Genomic DNA, 18023 nt, shown 5'->3' on the forward strand with positions numbered 1-18023 from the left:
TTACATCTTCTTTTCTAAAACGATTACTCAACAACCGCATCCGTTTGTGGAAAGCTTTTCACCTTATAAATCTTGAGATAAACGAATCATATCTCTGCATTGAATACCGTTTTCAAAGATATTCTCAGAATAATGCCGAATAAAAAAATCCGTATCTATACCAATTATTCTAAATCCACATTTTTGGTAAAGAGCCAGTTGACCTACACTTGAATTTCCCGTTCCGATTTCAATTGTTTTATAACCTTTAGTTTTAGCTACTCTTACTGCATCCAAAACTAGTTGTTTGCCTATTCCCTTACCGTACTGGTCTTCAATGACAGCAACATTCACAAGCTCTACTATCTGAGGTCTTGTTGGAAGTAAGACATAAACACCCAAGGTTTGGTGTCCAAATTCAGCTATAAAACATTCGCCTTTAGTGATGTATTTTTCAACAATTTCACTCGAAGGATCAGCCAGTAATAATAATTCCATCGGGAGTTTTTCGCCTTTTCTCAATTTCCTTATATCCATTTTCATTCATCTAAATTCCTTCCAGTTATTTTTCAAGGCTCAGTAATATGGCTCATTTGTTGAAGATTAATCTCTCTTAATCACAATACTATTTAATCCAACATGCCAATGAGCCAACACATCAATAGCCCTCGTTGTAAATTCACACAAAAGAGCAACGTCTTTAACTTAATGCTCAATAACTATAAAAGTGTATTCTAAATGATTTCTATTTCTCTCATTAAATGTTCAACGAGTAATGGCAATTCTTTCAAATCATCCACTGTGAAATCAGCATCAACATTCGTCCATTGACTATCGTTTTTCCAAATCCCTTTCATTCCAATGTATTGTGCAGCCTTTACATCGTTTTCAGGATGATCTCCAACAAATACACTGTGCTTTGGTGATACATCAAGTTTTCGCAAAGCTCGATTAAAAATCTCAGGATCTGGCTTTTTGATGCCTTCCCACTCAGAAACTAAGATTACATCAAAATAGTTTTCAATTCCTAACGCCTTGATGTTAGCCATTTGGAATTGCCCATAACCGTTGGTGATCATACCGAGTAGAAGGTTTTTACTCTTTAAATCTTCTAACATCTGAAATAACTGATCGAAGGGGACACAATGGAATTGAAACTCACGGATGTAATCTTGAAGCAATTCCTCCCAAGTTATCGTGGAAATAGAGAATTCTTGAGTCAATTGTCGATAAACCGTGTCTTTCCAAACGTATCCACGCTTATCGAGTTCGATAAATCGAGTCATGTATTGTTCTTTCGGGACGTGACCAACCCATTTCTTCAATCGATCGTATTGATTGTCAATACATGCTTTTACTGAAGCGTCTCGATTTAACAAAGTTCCATCAAAATCAAATAGGACAGCTTTTATCATCTTTTCAACCCCTATGGCGAATTCTTCTTATAAATATACCATTCGGTTATGAAAACAGAAGATTGTCATTATTAAAGTACATTTGTTAACTCTTCACTTTATTTTTGATATATAGAGATAAGCATAAAAAAAGAGTGGCTCCAGTCCACTCTTCTTGCGGTTATTTCTTTTGCAATAAGATTTAGTAGTTAACGAAGAGCTCATTTTTCAAATCGTACGAATGTTTTTTCTGGCATTTCAATTTGATCAATATCAAACTCATTAAGCTTCAAGATTAAGTTGCTTGAGCGCTTCTCACTTTCCTCGCCGATCCAACAAGTGTAATGCTCAAAAAAATCACCTTTTTCAAGATAACTGTCCATGATTTCACAAAGCCTAATTAGCTTCTTTTTTGATTCAATTGATGTACTAGTGTTCGTAGATTTCGAAATTTCAATTCCCCAATCACTCGATACCTCATAGACATAGGGCGTGGTGAACTGATACTTCTGTACATTTTGACGGTCGAACTTGCTTGAAAAACAGTTATCAATGATTATTAAATCATTAGAATCAGGGTCACTAAGCGGTATTTCTATATTGCATCCAATATAGCCTGCTAAACTCATCTTCATAACCTCCTTGTTAAAAAGCGCCAATTTATTAAATACAGATCTTGCTAAAAAAAGACTTCAAAGAAACTTAAAATTGTTGGCAATGTATGTAGACACTTTCTATAAGTATACAGTTGGTTGTAGCAACAGAGGATTTTATACACTATTAAAACTACTTTCACCTCAAAACTAGAACAAAAGAGAAAGCAAAAAACGTTCACTCAACAATTGCACTCGAGAGTTGTAGAAATAAATTAATATTTATTTTTTCTTTAAAATAAATATTTCTCTAATGAAGGATCCTATTACTCCAGATAAAAAAATTATAGAGATTAAGTTTACAACTTTTACAAACGTATGAGGCGTGCTAATAACTTGAACACTTTGAAAAACTATAAATAGGCCGAAAATAATAGACATCACTATTATAAAATTAGGTGTAGCTTCACTTCGCTTATTCATTATTATCGCCCCTCGTATATACCGATTATTTAATATAATTACTTTCCATAAATATACCATTTAAGTATAAGAAACAGAGGAATTATCGATACCAGTAGAATAAAATTTCAAATAATTATAAGTCGCCTCTATTTAGTCCAGTAAATCTATCTAAGCAAAATCAAGAAAAAACAAGAAAACTTCAGTTTTTTTAGATGGGTTAATGCATCCTATGGTAGTATAAATAAATTATAGTCAGGAGGGATAGGATGGAAAATAAATCAGCGTGGCTACTTATTGCAATCGGGGCTTCACTATGGGGCGTTATCGGGGTTTTTGTCACTTACCTTTATGAAGTAGGATTTACGCCACTTGAAGTGGTTGCTGTACGTGTGTTAACAGCTTCTATCTTTATGGTTCCTTATGTTTTGATGAAAAATCGGCAGTTGTTCAAAATAAAGGTGAAGGATTCTAAGTATTTCATAGGTACCGGTATTATTAGTATCGTTCTCTTTAACTGGTGTTTGTTTAGTTCGATGAGAGAGTCTTCTATTTCGATTGCTTTTATTTTGCTGTATACAGCACCGGCGTTTGTGACGATTTTATCGCGAATCTTCTTTAAAGAAGCATTAACCGCTCGTAAACTCACAGCCCTCCTCGTTACGTTAATAGGGTGCTCGCTTGTTATTGGAATCTTTTCTAGTTCTACCGCATCCATTTCAATTTATGGATTAATCCTTGGACTCGGATCAGGATTTTTCTATGCCCTTTACAGCATATTTGGAAAAGCAGCCTTATCAAAATATGACTCGTTAACCGTTACGGTATACACGTTTCTTTTCGCGACCGTGGCTATCGTTCCTTTTAGTGGATTAGGTTCGAAACTTTCTACTTTGACGGATTTAAAAGTACTTGGACTGGTAATTGGACTTGGCTTTCTTTCGACCATGTTGCCATTTATTTTCTATACAAAAGGCCTTCAATATGTCGAGTCAAGCCGCGCCTCTATTATCGCAACGATTGAACCTGTCGTTGCTTCGGTCGTAGGGTTCTTTATCTTTAATGAAACCTTATCAACATGGCAATACCTCGGCATGATCATGGTGATCAGCTCGGTCATTATTGTACAGGAATCCAATAAACAAAAAGCCAATCAATCGCCCGCAGCAATTTGACCAAGCGGGGGCGTGATTTAGTTAAACAATCTCTTTACTACTCAAAAGGAGGATCTAATGAAATTTATCATGCTATTTGGTCCACAAGCTGTCGGCAAGATGACGATTGGACACGAACTTGAAAAAAACACTTCGTTAAAACTGTTTCACAATCACATGACCATTGAACTGTTGCATCCTTTGTTTGAGTTTGGTGATGAAACGTGGCGGCTTTCAACCCTGTTTCGTCAAGAGATCTTCAAATCGTTCGCCAATAGTAAGGAAGAAGGCATGATTTTTACCTATGTATGGGCCTTTGATTGCCAAGAGGATTGGGATTTTGTCGAACATACACGGGCGATTTTTGAAGCGGCCGGAGGAGAAGTTTATTTTGTTGAACTAGAAGCGGAAGTCACCGAACGTATGGAGCGGAATCGCTCGGCGCATCGCCTTGAACACAAACCCACAAAGCGAAACACCAGAGCATCTGAACTTGAATTGATTGAGTCGATGAATACCTATCGGTTAAACTCGTTGCCAAACGAAATTCAAGCAACCAATTATATGCGGATTGATAATACACATCTATGTCCCAAAAGCGTTGCGGTGAAGATTAAAGATCATTTTAACTTGTAAATGGCGGGGAAAAACTTTCGACTGTTTGTAAGCAGAAATAGATGTTATGTAAGGAGGTAGTTGTATTGTTAACGTATCCTGTATCTACTACTCGAAGTGAAAAAGTAGACATGATTGCTGTATTAAAAGAACGGTTATTGGCAGCTTACGGTGAGCAGCTACTAGCCATCGGCGTATACGGCTCTATAGCGTTAGAGACAGAAGGACCGTATTCAGATATTGAAATGCATGTGGTGACAAAAGAGTATCATTCGATAGAAGATCTTGAATTTATTTACGACAAGTTCAAAATCGAGATTGGTTTTCATGACAAGCAGGCGTTTTTTGAGAAAGCCAAAAAGATTGATGATGCTTGGGCGATCAAAGCCGGAGCGTTTATCCATGTTTTACCTGTATACGATCCTACAAACCTGTTTGAACAAGTGAAAAGCTTGCCTTTTGAAGGGTTGAGTTCATCTGCTCACCGTGTAATGAAAGAATTCATGGTGTGGGAGCCATACGAGACCATAGCAAAAATTCGTAATAGTTACCATAGCGGCAACCACAACTACATCCCACTTGGCGCAAACGATTTGGTATGGCAAACGGCCAAGTTAATCGGTCTTGCAAACCATACATACTACAGTACAAGAGCGAAAACTTACGAAGAATCCATACAGATAGAGTCCGTGCCTTCTGGTTACAAAGAAATGGTGCAGCACGTGAAAAATGGGCAGCTGATGGATACGGAAATGGTTTATCAGCTTTGTGAAAATTTATGGACAGGGTTAAATGATTGGGTGGAGTCATTGGGATTGGATTACCGGCTCAAAGAACTTCCGTTTTAGTGTTGGAGCGGGAAACTGTTTTTAATTTAGTAGTATTTCAAAACGGAGGAGCTGATCAAATGCATATACGGAATTCTGCAAAAGCGGTAATCGAAAAAGAGGGTCATGTGCTACTGACAAAAAATATAGACTCAGAAGGCATCTTTTATTTGTTTCCTGGTGGGGGACAAGAACACGGGGAAGTATTAGTCCAAACCATTAAACGAGAGTGCTTAGAAGAAATAGGGTACCAAGTTATAGTGGGAGAACTGTTACATATACGCGAATACATAGGTAAAAATCATGAACATGCGCATGATCGAGACTTTCACCAAATTGAGTTTTATTTTGTTTGTACAATTGATGCTCAAGCGGTAGAAGTGCCCATTCCGTCTAATCCTGATTCTCATCAAATAGGTAGTGAGTGGGTAGCAATTTCTAAATTACAAGAGTACCGTATATATCCGAAAGAAATCCGGTTACCGATCCAGCAGTTTGCTCATGCAAAGAAAATCGCTGTGTATTTAGGGGATATTAACTAACATAAAAGAGTGGATATGGTTTTTTTAATATAAATGTAGTTATCTACTTAAGGATTTACTTCTAAATTCAAAACAAAGCAACTAAATCAACAATAAACAAACCAAAACAAGAAATAAAATCACGTACCCGTAGCGAAGTCATGCGAAAGAGATAGGGTCTCCTTAAAAGCTACTGCCATCAATTGTAAAAATGCTGTATAGTAATGGAGGATATATAGAGAAGTGAAAGGTGTTAGTAAGATATGATGCAAAACCCGAAAGGAAGAAAACGGCTAGGTCTCGCATTGATCCTCAGCATGCTCGGAATTTTAGCGCCGTTGAATATTGATATGTATTTACCGGCTTTTCCTGCAATCGCTGATGAACTCGATGCACACGTCTCACTAGTGCAGCTTAGTTTGACTGCGTGTTTAATCGGACTCGCTGCTGGGCAAATCGTCGTTGGACCATTTAGTGACGCGGTGGGGAGACGGAAGCCTCTCATAATTTCCGTTATTTTGTTTGCGCTGTCGTCTGTGCTGTGTGCAGTTGCGCCGAACATTGAAACACTAGTTGCGGCTCGCTTTGTCCAAGGATTTACGGCATCGGGTGGTGTGGTGTTATCAAGAGCGGTCGTTAGTGATGTGTTTACTGGACGCGAAATGACAAAGTTTTTTGCGTTGTTAATGGTGATTAACGCAGTAGCTCCTATGGCTGCACCGATTGCGGGTGGCGCGATACTGGCTTTGCCGTTTGCAGGATGGGAAACGATTTTTTATTTTCTTGGATTGCTAGGCGTGATGATGGTGATCGTGGTGATATTGCGCTTACCTGAAACTTTGCCTCCTGAACAACGTGTGCCGAGTTCGATTAGCCATTCAATTCGGACGATGGGCAGTTTGTTTAAAGAACGCCCTTATATTGGGTACGCTTTAGTCGTGGGCTTGATCCACGGAGGTAGTTTTGCGTATGTTGCTGGGACGCCTTTTGTTTACCAAGAGATATACGGCGTTTCACCTCAAACTTTTAGTGTATTGTTTGGCATTAACGGCATCGCCATGATTCTTGGTAGTTTTATCATTGGGAAGTTTGGTGGCATTGTTTCTGAGCATCGTTTGTTACAAGGCGCGGTGGTTGTCGCAGTGAGTGCTACGTTTGTCTTGTTGATTATGACGATCATTCAAGGACCTCTCGCATCACTTGTCATTTCGATTTTTATTTACATGATTTCGATTGGTATGATTTTTACGAGTTCGTTTACATTGGCGATGAAAGGGCAGGGACATAGAGCAGGGAGTGCCAGTGCTGTAATTGGAATGTTGCCTTTAGTTATTGGCTCGCTTGTGTCTCCGCTCGTCGGAATCAATGAAACTTCCGCAATTCCAATGGGCGCTCTATTATTTGGAACGTCTGTACTGGGAATGATTGTCTTTTTCACTTTAACTGGACACCGACAGCAAGTCGAACAATGATGTAAATCAAAAACAAGAGCAGGGGAAATTCTTCTTGTTCTTGTTTTTTTGTGTTCATAAATTAAGGGAACATTCAATCAATAATCGCATCAACTGGTTTTATTTGGTATATTAGGTGTATTAGTGAAGAGTAAGCTATCCTAGGAGGGTTCTATATGAAAAAGATTATGGTGTTGATCATGTTACTTCTATTAACAGCATGCGGAAACAAGACCGATCGATACAGTTTTACAGGGAGCAGTGACAACTGGGATATGAATTATATTGTGGATGTTACAGGTGTTGACAGCCAAGAAAAGAGTGGAACGGTTACTTATACTGGCAAAGGAGAAGCACCTGAAACAGTGGATTACAAAATAACAACAACTTCTGCTGGATCCGATGGAACTGGAGTTACGTTAGAAAATGGACAGGGAAGCATTGGAACGGTCAGTTGTGAAGGATGTGCGGTTATTCAAAAAGACGATAAGATTCTAGTCGAACTTAGTTGGAATGGACAAACTGAGAGTATGATTTTAACAAATGAAAACTAATATGTAGAGATGCCGAAGTTTTTCGACTCATTGTTAGGAGGTCTTTTAATCGGTTTGTCTTTGGCATTTTGGTGCATAGGCTATGAGAAGGTTAGCTATAGTAGGTGTCGAAGAAGTGGTTGTACGCATTACCGAGACTGTGATAAAAATCGAAAACATCCGTAAATGGAAAGACGCTTATGTTGCTATCCGCAATTTAAGCGTCTTTTTTGTTTAATGTTTCCTAACACGAGGTATAAGGAACAAAAAAGCAAAAAGCTTGTCTCAATATTAGAGAGCGAGGGATATTCATGTTCGACAAAACAGCAGGGAGTTATGTCACCGAATTGCTGAAAGAGTGGAAAGTAAATCACATTTACGGGATGCCCGGAGACTCGATCAATGAATTGATGGAAGAATTGCGAAAAGAAGAAAGCATTCGTTATATCCAAGTTCGGCACGAAGAAACCGGTGCCTTAGCAGCCGCCGCTTATTCCAAATTGACTGGACACATCGGCGTTTGCTTGTCTATTGCAGGTCCCGGAGCGGTTCATCTGTTAAACGGGCTATACGATGCGCAAAAAGACAAAACACCCGTGCTAGCCATTATTGGACAAGTCGATAGTCAGTTGGTCGGAACAGATACGTTTCAAGAGCTTAAAATGGAATCTCTGTTTGAGGAAGTCGCTGTTTATAATCGGTCAGTTCAGCATGCAGAACAACTCCCAGATATGCTGAATCAAGCGATTCGTACTGCCTATGCTGAAAAAGGACCTACAGTATTGATTGTTTCTGGTAATTTGTTTAGCACGAAAATCAAACATGAAAAACCACTTACGTCCGCTATTTTTTCTAGACCGAATATACGAGCTTCTGAAGAAGACTTGCAAGACGCATTAAAATTGCTAAATGCCGCAAAAAAACCCGTGATATTGGCCGGTAAAGGGGCAAAAGGGGCAACGGCAGAAATATTGGCATTGGCAGAAAAGCTGAAAGCGCCATTGATAGCTTCTTTCCAGCGAAAGGCATTATTCCGGACGACCATCCACATAATCTCGGTCAACTGGGAAAGTTGGGGACTGATCCAGCTGAACAGGCTATGCAAGAAACAGACTTACTGATCCTAGCAGGTACTGCTTTTCCATACCGAGATTATTTGCCTGCAGATGTAGCTGCTATTCAAATTGATACAGATCCGAAAGTAATCGGTAAGTATTATCCGGTGTTGCTTGGGCTAGTGGGCGAACTGGCACCAACTGCTACTTGGTTGACTGACAGACTAATGGAAAAAGAAGATGCCTTTCTTTTAACGTACCAGCAAAAGCGTGAACGGTGGCATGACACGTTGCAACAGGACATGAATACAGAAACTCAGCAATTGCAGCCGCAGCACGTCATAGCGGAAGTGCAACGCATTTTACAAGAGAACGCCATCGTCTCACTCGATGTTGGCAGTATTACGTTATGGGTAGCGCGCTATTTGCAACTAAACAATCAACAACTCGTGTTGTCGGCGTGGCTCGGGACGATGGGGTGCGGCCTGCCGGGTGCCATTGCAGCGAAGCTGGCGTATCCCGACAAGCAAGTTGTGGCTATACTCGGGGATGGTGGCTTTTCAATGGGCATGCAAGACTTTGTCACAGCAGTTAAATACGACTTACCAATGATTCTCGTCGTTTTTAATAACCAAAAACTCCAATTGATTGAACACGAACAACAAGAAATGGGCAACAAGGCTACACAAGTCGACTTAGCAAATATCGACTTTGCCGTCTTTGCTCGTGCTTGCGGAGGAGAAGGGTATACCGCTAAAAGCAGGGACGAGCTGAGGCAGGCACTGACACAAGCGAAAGTTAGTCGGAAACCGGTAATTATCGATGTGTTTGTAGAAGACAGCACACCGCCTTCTTAAATCCAAAACAAAAAAGCGGAACGAATAAAATCGTCCGCTTTTTTATTTTGGTTATTTTTTATATACCGTGGTCAAATCGTGCAACTCTGCAGACAAGGGTCGACCAAAATAATACCCTTGTCCTTCATCGCAATTTTCACCTTGTAAAAAGGTCAGTTGCGTCGAGTCTTCAATGCCTTCTGCAACGACCGTCATATTCAAGGCATGTGCCAATGAAATAATCGTAGCGGTAATGGCTTTGCCGTTCAGGTCATTGCTGATGTCCCCAACAAAACTGCGATCAATCTTGATGCGGTCAAATGAAAATTGCCGTAAATAACTAAGTGACGTAAAGCCTGTACCAAAATCATCAATCGACATCGATACACCTAGTTTTTTTAACTGGTGTAAACTGCTTTTCAGAAGCTTCGTATCGACCAACAAAATGCTTTCGGTTACTTCTAGTTCCAACCACTGAGCGTTTAGTCCGGTTTCTTCGAGAATTTCGATAACAGTTTCGACAAAATCGAGTTGTTGCAATTGGATTGTGGAAATGTTGACACAAATCTTAATAGGTGGGTGACCTTGGTCTTGCCACGCTTTATTTTGTGCGCACGCTGTATAAAGTACCCACCGGCCTAGCGGTACGATTTGGCCCGTTTCCTCAGAAATCGGAATAAAGAAATCGGGAGGGATAAATCCGAGTTCCGGGTGGTTCCAGCGAATTAATGCTTCCATTGCACTCAATCGATTATTTTTCAAATCGATGATGGGTTGATAATGAAGAGTCATCTCTTGATTTGTAAGGGCTGATTTTAATTCTCTTTCAATGGTCAGTCGATAAGCTGACTGTTGGTCCAGTTCTTCAGAATAAACCGTATATTGTGCGATTTTGTGTTTTTTTGTGTAGTTCATCGCAGAGTCTGCTTTTTTGATCAATCTATCTACACTTTCATTCGCTTCACTGCTAAAGGCTATACCGATACTCGCAGTAATGGATACAGAATGCCCTAAGGCTTCAAATGGTTTAGCTAACACGTCATTAAATCGCTCTGCTAATTGGAATACCTGGTATTGTTCCAGCCCTTGTAAGAGTACCGCAAATTCGTCTCCCGCAAACCGTCCAACTGTGCAATTCGCATCAATATTTTCGGACAGTCGGTGTGCAATATCTTTTAAAAATTCATCGCCAAACTGATGGCCGAACGAATCATTGATCAATTTAAAGCGATCTAAATTCAAGAACAATACGGCGAGGTCCTTTTCATTGCGGTCTTTACTTTCGATCGCTTGCTTTACATGATCTTCAAATAAAGTTCGGTTCGGCAAATGAGTGAGGGAATCAAAAAATCCCATTCCTTCCATTAGCTTTTTATATTCTGTTTCTACAGTAATATCTTTAGCCATACCATAGGCACCTACGATGTTGCCACCAGATTTCATCGGAAAATTGGTTACCAGTAATGTTCTTGTTTCTCCATCTTTTCGAATCATACTGATTTCATAAGTACTCGCGTTGCCATTTAACGCGTTATGAAAGTGAAAAAAGGCTTTTGGTAAATCTTCTGAAACGATAAAGGGAGTGAAAGACAGTTGCAATATTTCTTCAGTGGTATAACCCGAAATTATTTCGCATCCCGGATTGGCTGATTGAAAATTTCCTTCCATATCAAAAGTAAATATCGCATCCGGGTTATAAGTAAAGAGCGAATCAAGTCGTTCTTCTTTTTCTTTTAATTTTAGATTGGCTGTTACTTCAGCTGTAATGTCGATCACCGTACCAAATAGCACGTTTTTCCCTTGCCACTTCTTTTTAGTGGAATGAATTTCAACATGAAGCAATTGACCATCACTTCTGTAAATCCTTACACGGTACCGTGCAAACGCGTCTTTGCTATCATACTCCGTAAAGATACGCTTTTGAATAACAGAGAAATCTTCTGGGTGAATTAAATCTTCTAAAGTAATCGATCCATTTAAAATTTCCTTTTCCTCATAGCCTACCAATTTACAGAAATGCTCGTTCACATAAGAATAAGCCGATCCATTTAATACATATAAACTGATGGGAATTTGCTGAACAATTTCATCAAACAAATCTTGATGCAACAAATCATCCGATGATGGTGATTCTTTATGTTTGGAGGTTCCCAATTTGTTATTGTCATTCTTCACGAATCTGGTCTCCTTGTCATCCGAAATTTTCTACCATCTTATCGTAGCGTCGTATACCTATATATATTTATGTTAAGTATGATAAAGTAATTTTCAAACTAATGCCATTTATATTTTAATTTAACTAATTTTATCAATTAAAGCTCTGTTATTTGCTGTTTACCCGATATTGCCTTGGTGTAACACCCACAATAGTCTTAAATGCTGCTTGAAACTGTGTATCGCTTTTGTATCCGATTTTAACAGCGATTTTCGAGACGGAGTTATCACTTGTACGCAACAAGTATTTCGCCGTAGTGATACGACAAGAGATGATGTACTGAAGTGGACTCATGCCCGTAATCTTTTTAAAAAGACGTGCTAATTGGTATTTAGTTAGGTTAAATCGAGCAGCAAGATCTTCTAATGATAGCGACTTAGCATGATTTTCCTCCATATAATGTTTAATCTCTTGAACCGTTTCTTCTAAATTTGAGTAGCTACATGATTCATGTTTACTTGCAGAGCGGTAAACATGTAATAGGATTGAATTTATTAAATGGTGAGCCATTTGTTTAGAATCAGTTCGTAGATACTCTTTTTCTTGTTGCAACTGCATAAAGAGCGTTTTTAAGCTGTCTATGGGTTTGATCGGAATAATAGGAGGCAAGTCACCGTAATTAGTGGAGTCTACCGGACAAAAGGTAAGGCGGTACCCACAATGCTTGTCAGAAGCAGTATACAGTTGCTCATGCCAAGAACCAGCTTGTATAAAAAGAACCGTTCCAGCGGGAGCTATGTAAATTTGTCCGTCAATTTTACAGTGAACCGTACCCGATAACACTAGAAGCAATTCTATCGTATCGGGGTGGTGGTGGAGCTGATAATGCTGCGATGTTCCGTATGGCACTGAGAAAGATTGAATGCTGTGAAATAAGATAGAATCCATGGCTAGAGGCAAATTAATCGCTCATTTCTTTTTCTTTAAGTTTAACAAGAATTGATAAGAAAATCTGTATAATACCGGTAAATTTAAAGATAAATTGAATGGTTGAGACAAGAATTAATAGGTAGATTTATTTTCACATACTAAATCAATCTGATATGAATATTCTGAAAATTAAACTACAATAATCTTTAAATAATCATAAAAAAACGAAAGAAGGTTGAGTCTGATGAAACAATTATGGATTAATCTACCTGTTCATGATTTAAAACGTTCAAAGGAATTTTTTAGCAGCATTGGCGTACCAATCATGGAAAATCGTCTTAAGACAGATCAAATGGTGGGTTTAGTAGTAGGCAATCCACAAGTGCAGATTATGTTATTTCTAGATGAGCAATTTAAAGGGTTTACGCAAAACGACTTAACGGACACAAACGAGTCGACAGAAGTATTGTTTTCAATCTCAGTAGATACTAAAGAGGAACTTGATGAGACGATCGGAAAAGTGAAACAAGCAGGTGGATTTGTGTTTGGTGAGCCAACAGAGCGTAATGGATTGTACGGCGCAGGATTTGCAGATTTGGATGGACATCGGTGGAATTTGCTGGTGATGTAGTTTAACGAAGATTGTTAGTTTACAGCTATTAAAATACGTGACCGTGGTTATTTGTATTTAGGTAAAACGAAATTTTAAAATAAACCTTACGGAAGAACTTTTTAGAGATAAAATTCTTCCGTAATTAAATTTGCTGAGCGAAAATAAAATTAGTAACAGCAATACATAGAAAACCACACACAGATAGCTAACCATAGAATTTAGCTTAAAATGACGTAAAAACGCTTAAAAATAGATTTTGTCTCACTGTCTTAAGTATACTTATTGAGTGAAACACTACTTCCGATAATTTATATTATGTCTACTTAAATTAAATTTATGAAAAAGAGTGCTTTTTGTGTTGGCCTCTTCTCTTACTTTATTTTCTAAGCAATTTTAGATATCTCTTCGATTTTAAATTTACAACAAACAAAAAAACTGCTACCTTTACTTAGGCTGCTAGTTTTTTTTGTTTTAATTTAAATCTAAACTATCTACATACAAACTATTCAACTGAGTTTCAAATTCGTTCGTCAAAACAATTCGTTTTTCTTCTGATAATTCTTCGTTACTCGTTAAACGATTTGCGGTCTCTCGAAGTGCTTGAAGTTTAAAATAAGTTGCGTCCATTACTTCAGGAATTATTTCTATTGTAGTTGGACCTACTGATGATAAAATCTCTTCGCTCTTTGAAGAACTCGACACATTAAGTTTTTCTTTTTCACTCAAACGGCTCCAGCTTTTATAAATTAACTGGATTGGACCTTCCGCTACTATTTCAGACGAATCTGCTGATAGATTTTCCTTTTTCCACATTTCATTTTCATTAGCAACGTCTTCTTCCGTTTCTTTAATTACGATTGTATTTGAATCTTCTACATTAACTTTTAAGATGATAAGAATTAGACCAATGAGAATAATGAACGGAACTCCAATAACTATTTTCCTTAACAATACAAATGCCACCTTTCATTCTATTTATAGTTAAATCTTATCATCTCCGAAGTTTTACGTGCACCAATTTAATCCATAATAAGGGAAAAACATTCCGATACAAATAACTAGTAATAAGAAATAAACCCACACCCTCTATAGGATGCAGGTTTTCTTACGTATTGCTGCGTTTCATATCACGTATCGCTTGAATCGACAATCGAACAAGCAATATGACACAAAGAAACAGTCCTGTATAAGCGGCTGTATTCAAGTACACAGCGTAAGCATTATTAATAAATTGTGCGATGGCTAGTAGTGCTGCTGAAATCAGTCCAAATGTGATTCCTGAGAACAATAACACAAACCGTGAGAACAGTTGCAAGATGAAATTGGCATTATGTTTATCCGAAAAGACATCATGATGGAGAATCATTTTGCCACCTTCTATGCGCTGAATCAGCTGATCGGCGCGTTTAGGCAACTTCATCAGCTCTGGGATTAATAACGCTAACTCTTCTTCTACTTTTTGTTTTGTTTCGCGTGGCTCTTTAAAGGGCTTTTTCAAGACAGCCGTTTTGTATTTTTTCGCAAACACTTTTGCTTCGGTAAACATATCAAATTTCGGGTCTATCGTGTGTAAAGTGCCGTCCAGGCTGATTAATGACCGAAGTGCCATTCCGACTGAAGGATAAAACGATAACCCGAATTCACGAACAATATCAAACATCGCATGAATCAGTTCTTCAGTTTGAATTTTATCGACATAGGCAATTTTCAGCAGCAATTGACCGACTGATTGTTCAAGTTTTTGACGATCAATATGGCTATTGTCTTCTACCAGTACATTAATCGCGTCACAAATAACTTCTGCATCGTTTTGTTGAACACCGATGATAAAGAGGTTTAATCCGTCTTGCTGTTGCGCTGCGAGACGTCCTACAGCTCCAAAATCGAGTAAGATGGGTTTGCCATCTTGTTCATCAATAAAAATATTACCAGGATGCGGATCGGCATGAAAAATGCCTGAAAACAGCATTTGCTCAAAAAACGAAAACAACACCGTCCGACCAAATTCTTTTTGATCGATTCCAAACTGATCAAAAACAGCTTGCCCACGCGAAATACTTTTGCCTTTAAAATATTGCATGACGATCAAATTATCGTTGCAATACTCCTGATATACATGCGGAATTTTCACTGGGTAATCACTTTTTCTTAACGCATTTGCGACTTGAATGGTATTGCGCGTTTCAATTTCAAAATTGATTTCTTCACGCAAACCGTTCGCAAAGCCAATCGCTAACTCACGAAATCCGATGTTTTCAGCCCAAGTGGATTTACTCGTCACCCATTCGGCAAACTCAACCAGAATATCCAAATCGTTGCGCATAACGCCTTTTACTTCAGGACGCAATAGCTTGACGACCACTTTTTCTTGCGTTGATTTCAATACAGCTTGATGAACTTGACCAATTGATCCGGCAGCCAGTGGTTCCATATTAAATTCCGAAAATACATCTTCGACTCCAGCAGCTAACGATTTCTTTAAAATGGCAGTTACTTGTTCACTTGTTAACGGTTTAACATCTTGCTGCAAAGTTTCTAGTTCTTCTATAAAAACTGGTGAAAACAACTCGGTCCGTGTAGATAATACTTGCCCGAACTTGATGAAAATGCCACCACTTTGTTCTAATGTATCGCGAAAAGCAATGGCGAAATCGCGGTTACTTTCCCGGTGACGTGCATAACGGATGGTACGTGAAAACCCGTTTCTAACGGCGATTTCCAACACTTGACTCAGCCGTTTTTGACGTCTCCAGCGGTGTCTCAATCGCTGGACGATGAACTTTTGACCCGTAATCCGTTCTCCACGCTCGCCAAGTTCCATAGGATCAAACAACTCGAAAAACAAATAAAACAGCATAGAAATGAGCAGCATGCTGCCGACCCAAATGATGGCGCTAGCGTCAGCGACGGCAAATCCAATTCCTTCGCTTAAAAAGTCCGTATGACGCAAATACGAATACCAATAAACAAAAGTCGTCAAACTAACACCTAACAACACAGAAAGAATTCTCTTAGTAAAATTGACTTTTGAACCCATCAATCGACCACTTACATAATAGATAAATAATCCGATGACCAATAATTCCAGCAGCATAATGAAGTAAATCATGGAAGAGATTCTCCTTTCATTGCTAAGCTTTGTTACGAACCTAGTATAGATATTGCCGAATGACTGTTCAGTAAATTTCTACAGCTTATTAGCAACTGGACTTGGCAGTTTCGTAAGTAGGTCGAGCAAGCCTGTTGGGTACAGAACGGTGTCATGTTGGTCTAACTCTTCAAGTGACACCCATTTTGCTTTTGTCATTTTGCCATCTTCGAAAACGTCAAAAACATCTTGGTCATAAAGAGCCTGTTGGTCAAACTCCACTTCGTAAACCAACGAAATTTCGTGAAAAACTTGATTTTTTAACGTGTAAATATTCTCTATCACGTCCACGTACTGAACGATCTTAATATCCGCACCAATTTCTTCTTTAAATTCTCTTTCTACTGTTTTAGCAGATGGCTCACCCAGTTCAATGGTTCCTCCAATTGGACGGTAAAATGGACCTTTTCCTGATGAATGACGCGCAAATTGTTGTTCCAACAAAACAGATTGCCCTTTTCTTAAAATTCCTAAGACATTTGCTCTAGGACGCAAATGTCTATTCTTTTTTTCGTCGTAATCAGCTATCGTAGAAGTGACAATGTGTAGAGAATCCCATTCCCCATTTGAAAATCGAACGATTGGATATGTTTTTGGGAAAAGCTGAAGATGAATGTCACTTGGCGTTTCTCCATCCTTGTAAAGTTGAAGTATCTTCTCTTGTAGGCTCTCTAAATAATTCAGCTTTTCTTCTAATAGCGCACGTCCATTTTCAAGATAGCCGGCGTGACTGCAAAATACAGATTTGAACGGCAAGGTCAATAACTTACGCAAAGATGTTTTAATACGCGAAATCGACTCTCCTTTCATCACGACACGTGATTTTGGTGTCACAAACAAATCGCCAGTAAACAAGCGTCCCGATTCCGGATGAAACAACGCGACATGATCATCTGCGTGACCCGGTGTATGAATCACTTCCCATTCAAATGTGCGTGAATTTATCCGGTCACCTAGCGCTTGTGTACGAAAAGCGTCACGATTTCCCCATGTGAGTTGTCGGTAATCTGGATACACGCCGTCTTTGTCCGTAATTTCTTGACCAATAGGATGAATGTAAAATGGCACTGGGTAATGTTGCTGAATCCAAGCGGCGTTCCCGGTATGGTCTTCATGGTGATGCGTCAAAACAACTTGATCGAATGATAATTTGGCTAATTCTTTTTTAAGATCGTCTTGCATTTTCTCGGCCCCAGTATCAATCAGCGTGCCGTCTACTAAAAAGAGAAATACTCTACTTCGGGTTTCTTCCAAAATTCCTTCTATGCACACAACTTGTTCATGTTCATAAACTTTTAGCATGTCCAGTCCTCCCTAAACGTCCACCAGCTTCTTTCTTTTCTAATATGATACAGACTTTGCGAGGTGTCTGCTATAGCGTAGCGCTTGTACTATTGACATTTCTTTCTTTTCTTGTTGACGGTTTTAAACTAATATGATAATTCCTTAAGTAGTTTGTTACATATTTAAGCGAAAACACAAATTTATGCGTTATTTTATTGTTTCTATTATCAGTTTATCCAATTGTCTTTGGTTGTTTACAACGACGACTTTTCCTGGCGCCGCTCCGAGCTGATGTAACGAAAAACAAAGCGAAGCGTTCTTCTGTGATACGGAATATCTAAAAAGATCACTGTGTCTGCCGCATGTATCGCCGTGTCAGTCCAACCTATGTGTACTCCTTCTATTATCCAACTAGGTTGCTCGAGCGCGGCTAAAAACTGAGCGTCTCTCACAGATTCCGGGTTTCGGATGTC

The 18023-nt window shown here is 38.9% G+C and carries 16 protein-coding genes and 1 pseudogene; 9 read left to right on the forward strand and 8 right to left on the reverse strand.

The genetic code is table 11. From position 1 onward, the window contains the following. Window positions 1-63: 63 nt before the first annotated feature. The 3 genes from GPDM_RS04995 to GPDM_RS05005 form a co-directional block, all read right to left on the reverse strand. The gene (locus GPDM_RS04995) at window positions 64-516 is read right to left on the reverse strand and encodes a GNAT family N-acetyltransferase (protein WP_008429594.1); all 453 of its coding nucleotides are present in this window, start codon (window positions 514-516) and stop codon (window positions 64-66) included. 197 nt (window positions 517-713) lie between these two features. Further along, on the reverse strand, window positions 714-1394 hold the full coding sequence (locus tag GPDM_RS05000) for an HAD family hydrolase (RefSeq protein WP_008429596.1): 681 nt from the start codon (window positions 1392-1394) through the stop codon (window positions 714-716). Window positions 1395-1594: 200 nt separating this feature from the next. After that, window positions 1595-2002, reverse strand: coding sequence for a hypothetical protein (locus GPDM_RS05005; protein ID WP_008429598.1), 408 nt, complete (start codon window positions 2000-2002; stop codon window positions 1595-1597). 695 nt (window positions 2003-2697) lie between these two features. Here GPDM_RS05005 and GPDM_RS05015 point away from each other — a divergent pair. The 8 genes and pseudogenes from GPDM_RS05015 to GPDM_RS16970 all read left to right on the forward strand — a co-directional run. Then, a complete protein-coding gene (locus GPDM_RS05015; protein ID WP_008429602.1) occupies window positions 2698-3603 on the forward strand; it encodes a DMT family transporter in 906 nt (301 codons plus the stop codon). Window positions 3604-3660: 57 nt separating this feature from the next. Next, window positions 3661-4218, forward strand: a complete 558-nt coding sequence (locus tag GPDM_RS05020) for a DEAD/DEAH box helicase family protein (RefSeq protein ID WP_008429605.1) — start codon at window positions 3661-3663, stop codon at window positions 4216-4218. A 65-nt stretch (window positions 4219-4283) separates the two neighbouring features. Next, on the forward strand, window positions 4284-5045 hold the full coding sequence (locus GPDM_RS05025; protein WP_008429607.1) for a kanamycin nucleotidyltransferase C-terminal domain-containing protein: 762 nt from the start codon (window positions 4284-4286) through the stop codon (window positions 5043-5045). Between the two features lie 59 nt (window positions 5046-5104). Next, a complete protein-coding gene (locus GPDM_RS05030; protein WP_039862898.1) occupies window positions 5105-5566 on the forward strand; it encodes an NUDIX domain-containing protein in 462 nt (153 codons plus the stop codon). Between the two features lie 242 nt (window positions 5567-5808). Beyond that, window positions 5809-7017, forward strand: a complete 1209-nt coding sequence (locus GPDM_RS05035) for a Bcr/CflA family efflux MFS transporter (protein ID WP_008429611.1) — start codon at window positions 5809-5811, stop codon at window positions 7015-7017. 155 nt (window positions 7018-7172) lie between these two features. Continuing rightward, window positions 7173-7550: a hypothetical protein gene (locus GPDM_RS05040; protein WP_008429613.1), complete on the forward strand. Its 378-nt coding sequence runs from the start codon at window positions 7173-7175 to the stop codon at window positions 7548-7550. Between the two features lie 82 nt (window positions 7551-7632). Beyond that, window positions 7633-7767, forward strand: a complete 135-nt coding sequence (locus tag GPDM_RS16930) for a hypothetical protein (RefSeq protein WP_272941507.1) — start codon at window positions 7633-7635, stop codon at window positions 7765-7767. Between the two features lie 145 nt (window positions 7768-7912). Then, window positions 7913-9438: pseudogene (locus tag GPDM_RS16970) on the forward strand (thiamine pyrophosphate-binding protein); the annotation flags it as partial. 54 nt (window positions 9439-9492) lie between these two features. Here the strand turns inward: GPDM_RS16970 and GPDM_RS05050 are convergent. Next, the gene (locus tag GPDM_RS05050) at window positions 9493-11595 is read right to left on the reverse strand and encodes a sensor domain-containing protein (RefSeq protein WP_008429615.1); all 2103 of its coding nucleotides are present in this window, start codon (window positions 11593-11595) and stop codon (window positions 9493-9495) included. Between the two features lie 148 nt (window positions 11596-11743). Beyond that, window positions 11744-12535, reverse strand: coding sequence for an AraC family transcriptional regulator (locus tag GPDM_RS05055; RefSeq protein ID WP_008429616.1), 792 nt, complete (start codon window positions 12533-12535; stop codon window positions 11744-11746). 214 nt (window positions 12536-12749) lie between these two features. On the opposite strand from GPDM_RS05055, the gene GPDM_RS05060 reads away from it, so the two are divergent. Then, complete coding sequence (locus tag GPDM_RS05060; RefSeq protein WP_008429618.1) at window positions 12750-13136, forward strand: VOC family protein; 387 nt, start codon at window positions 12750-12752, stop codon at window positions 13134-13136. Window positions 13137-13589: 453 nt separating this feature from the next. Here GPDM_RS05060 and GPDM_RS05065 read toward each other — a convergent pair whose 3' ends face one another. The 3 genes from GPDM_RS05065 to GPDM_RS16430 all read right to left on the reverse strand — a co-directional run bounded on the left by GPDM_RS05065 (window position 13590) and on the right by GPDM_RS16430 (window position 17568). After that, entirely contained in the window at window positions 13590-14069 is a 480-nt protein-coding gene (locus GPDM_RS05065) for a hypothetical protein (RefSeq protein ID WP_008429620.1), read from the reverse strand. A gap of 154 nt (window positions 14070-14223) precedes the next feature. After that, window positions 14224-16227 (reverse strand): ABC1 kinase family protein, encoded by a 2004-nt coding sequence (locus tag GPDM_RS05070; RefSeq protein ID WP_008429621.1) that lies wholly within the window; start codon window positions 16225-16227, stop codon window positions 14224-14226. Between the two features lie 78 nt (window positions 16228-16305). After that, window positions 16306-17568, reverse strand: coding sequence for an MBL fold metallo-hydrolase (locus GPDM_RS16430; RefSeq protein WP_008429624.1), 1263 nt, complete (start codon window positions 17566-17568; stop codon window positions 16306-16308). Window positions 17569-18023: the final 455 nt, after the last annotated feature.

The organism is Planococcus donghaensis MPA1U2 (assembly GCF_000189395.1).
Classification (GTDB): Bacteria; Bacillota; Bacilli; order Bacillales_A; family Planococcaceae; genus Planococcus; species Planococcus donghaensis_B.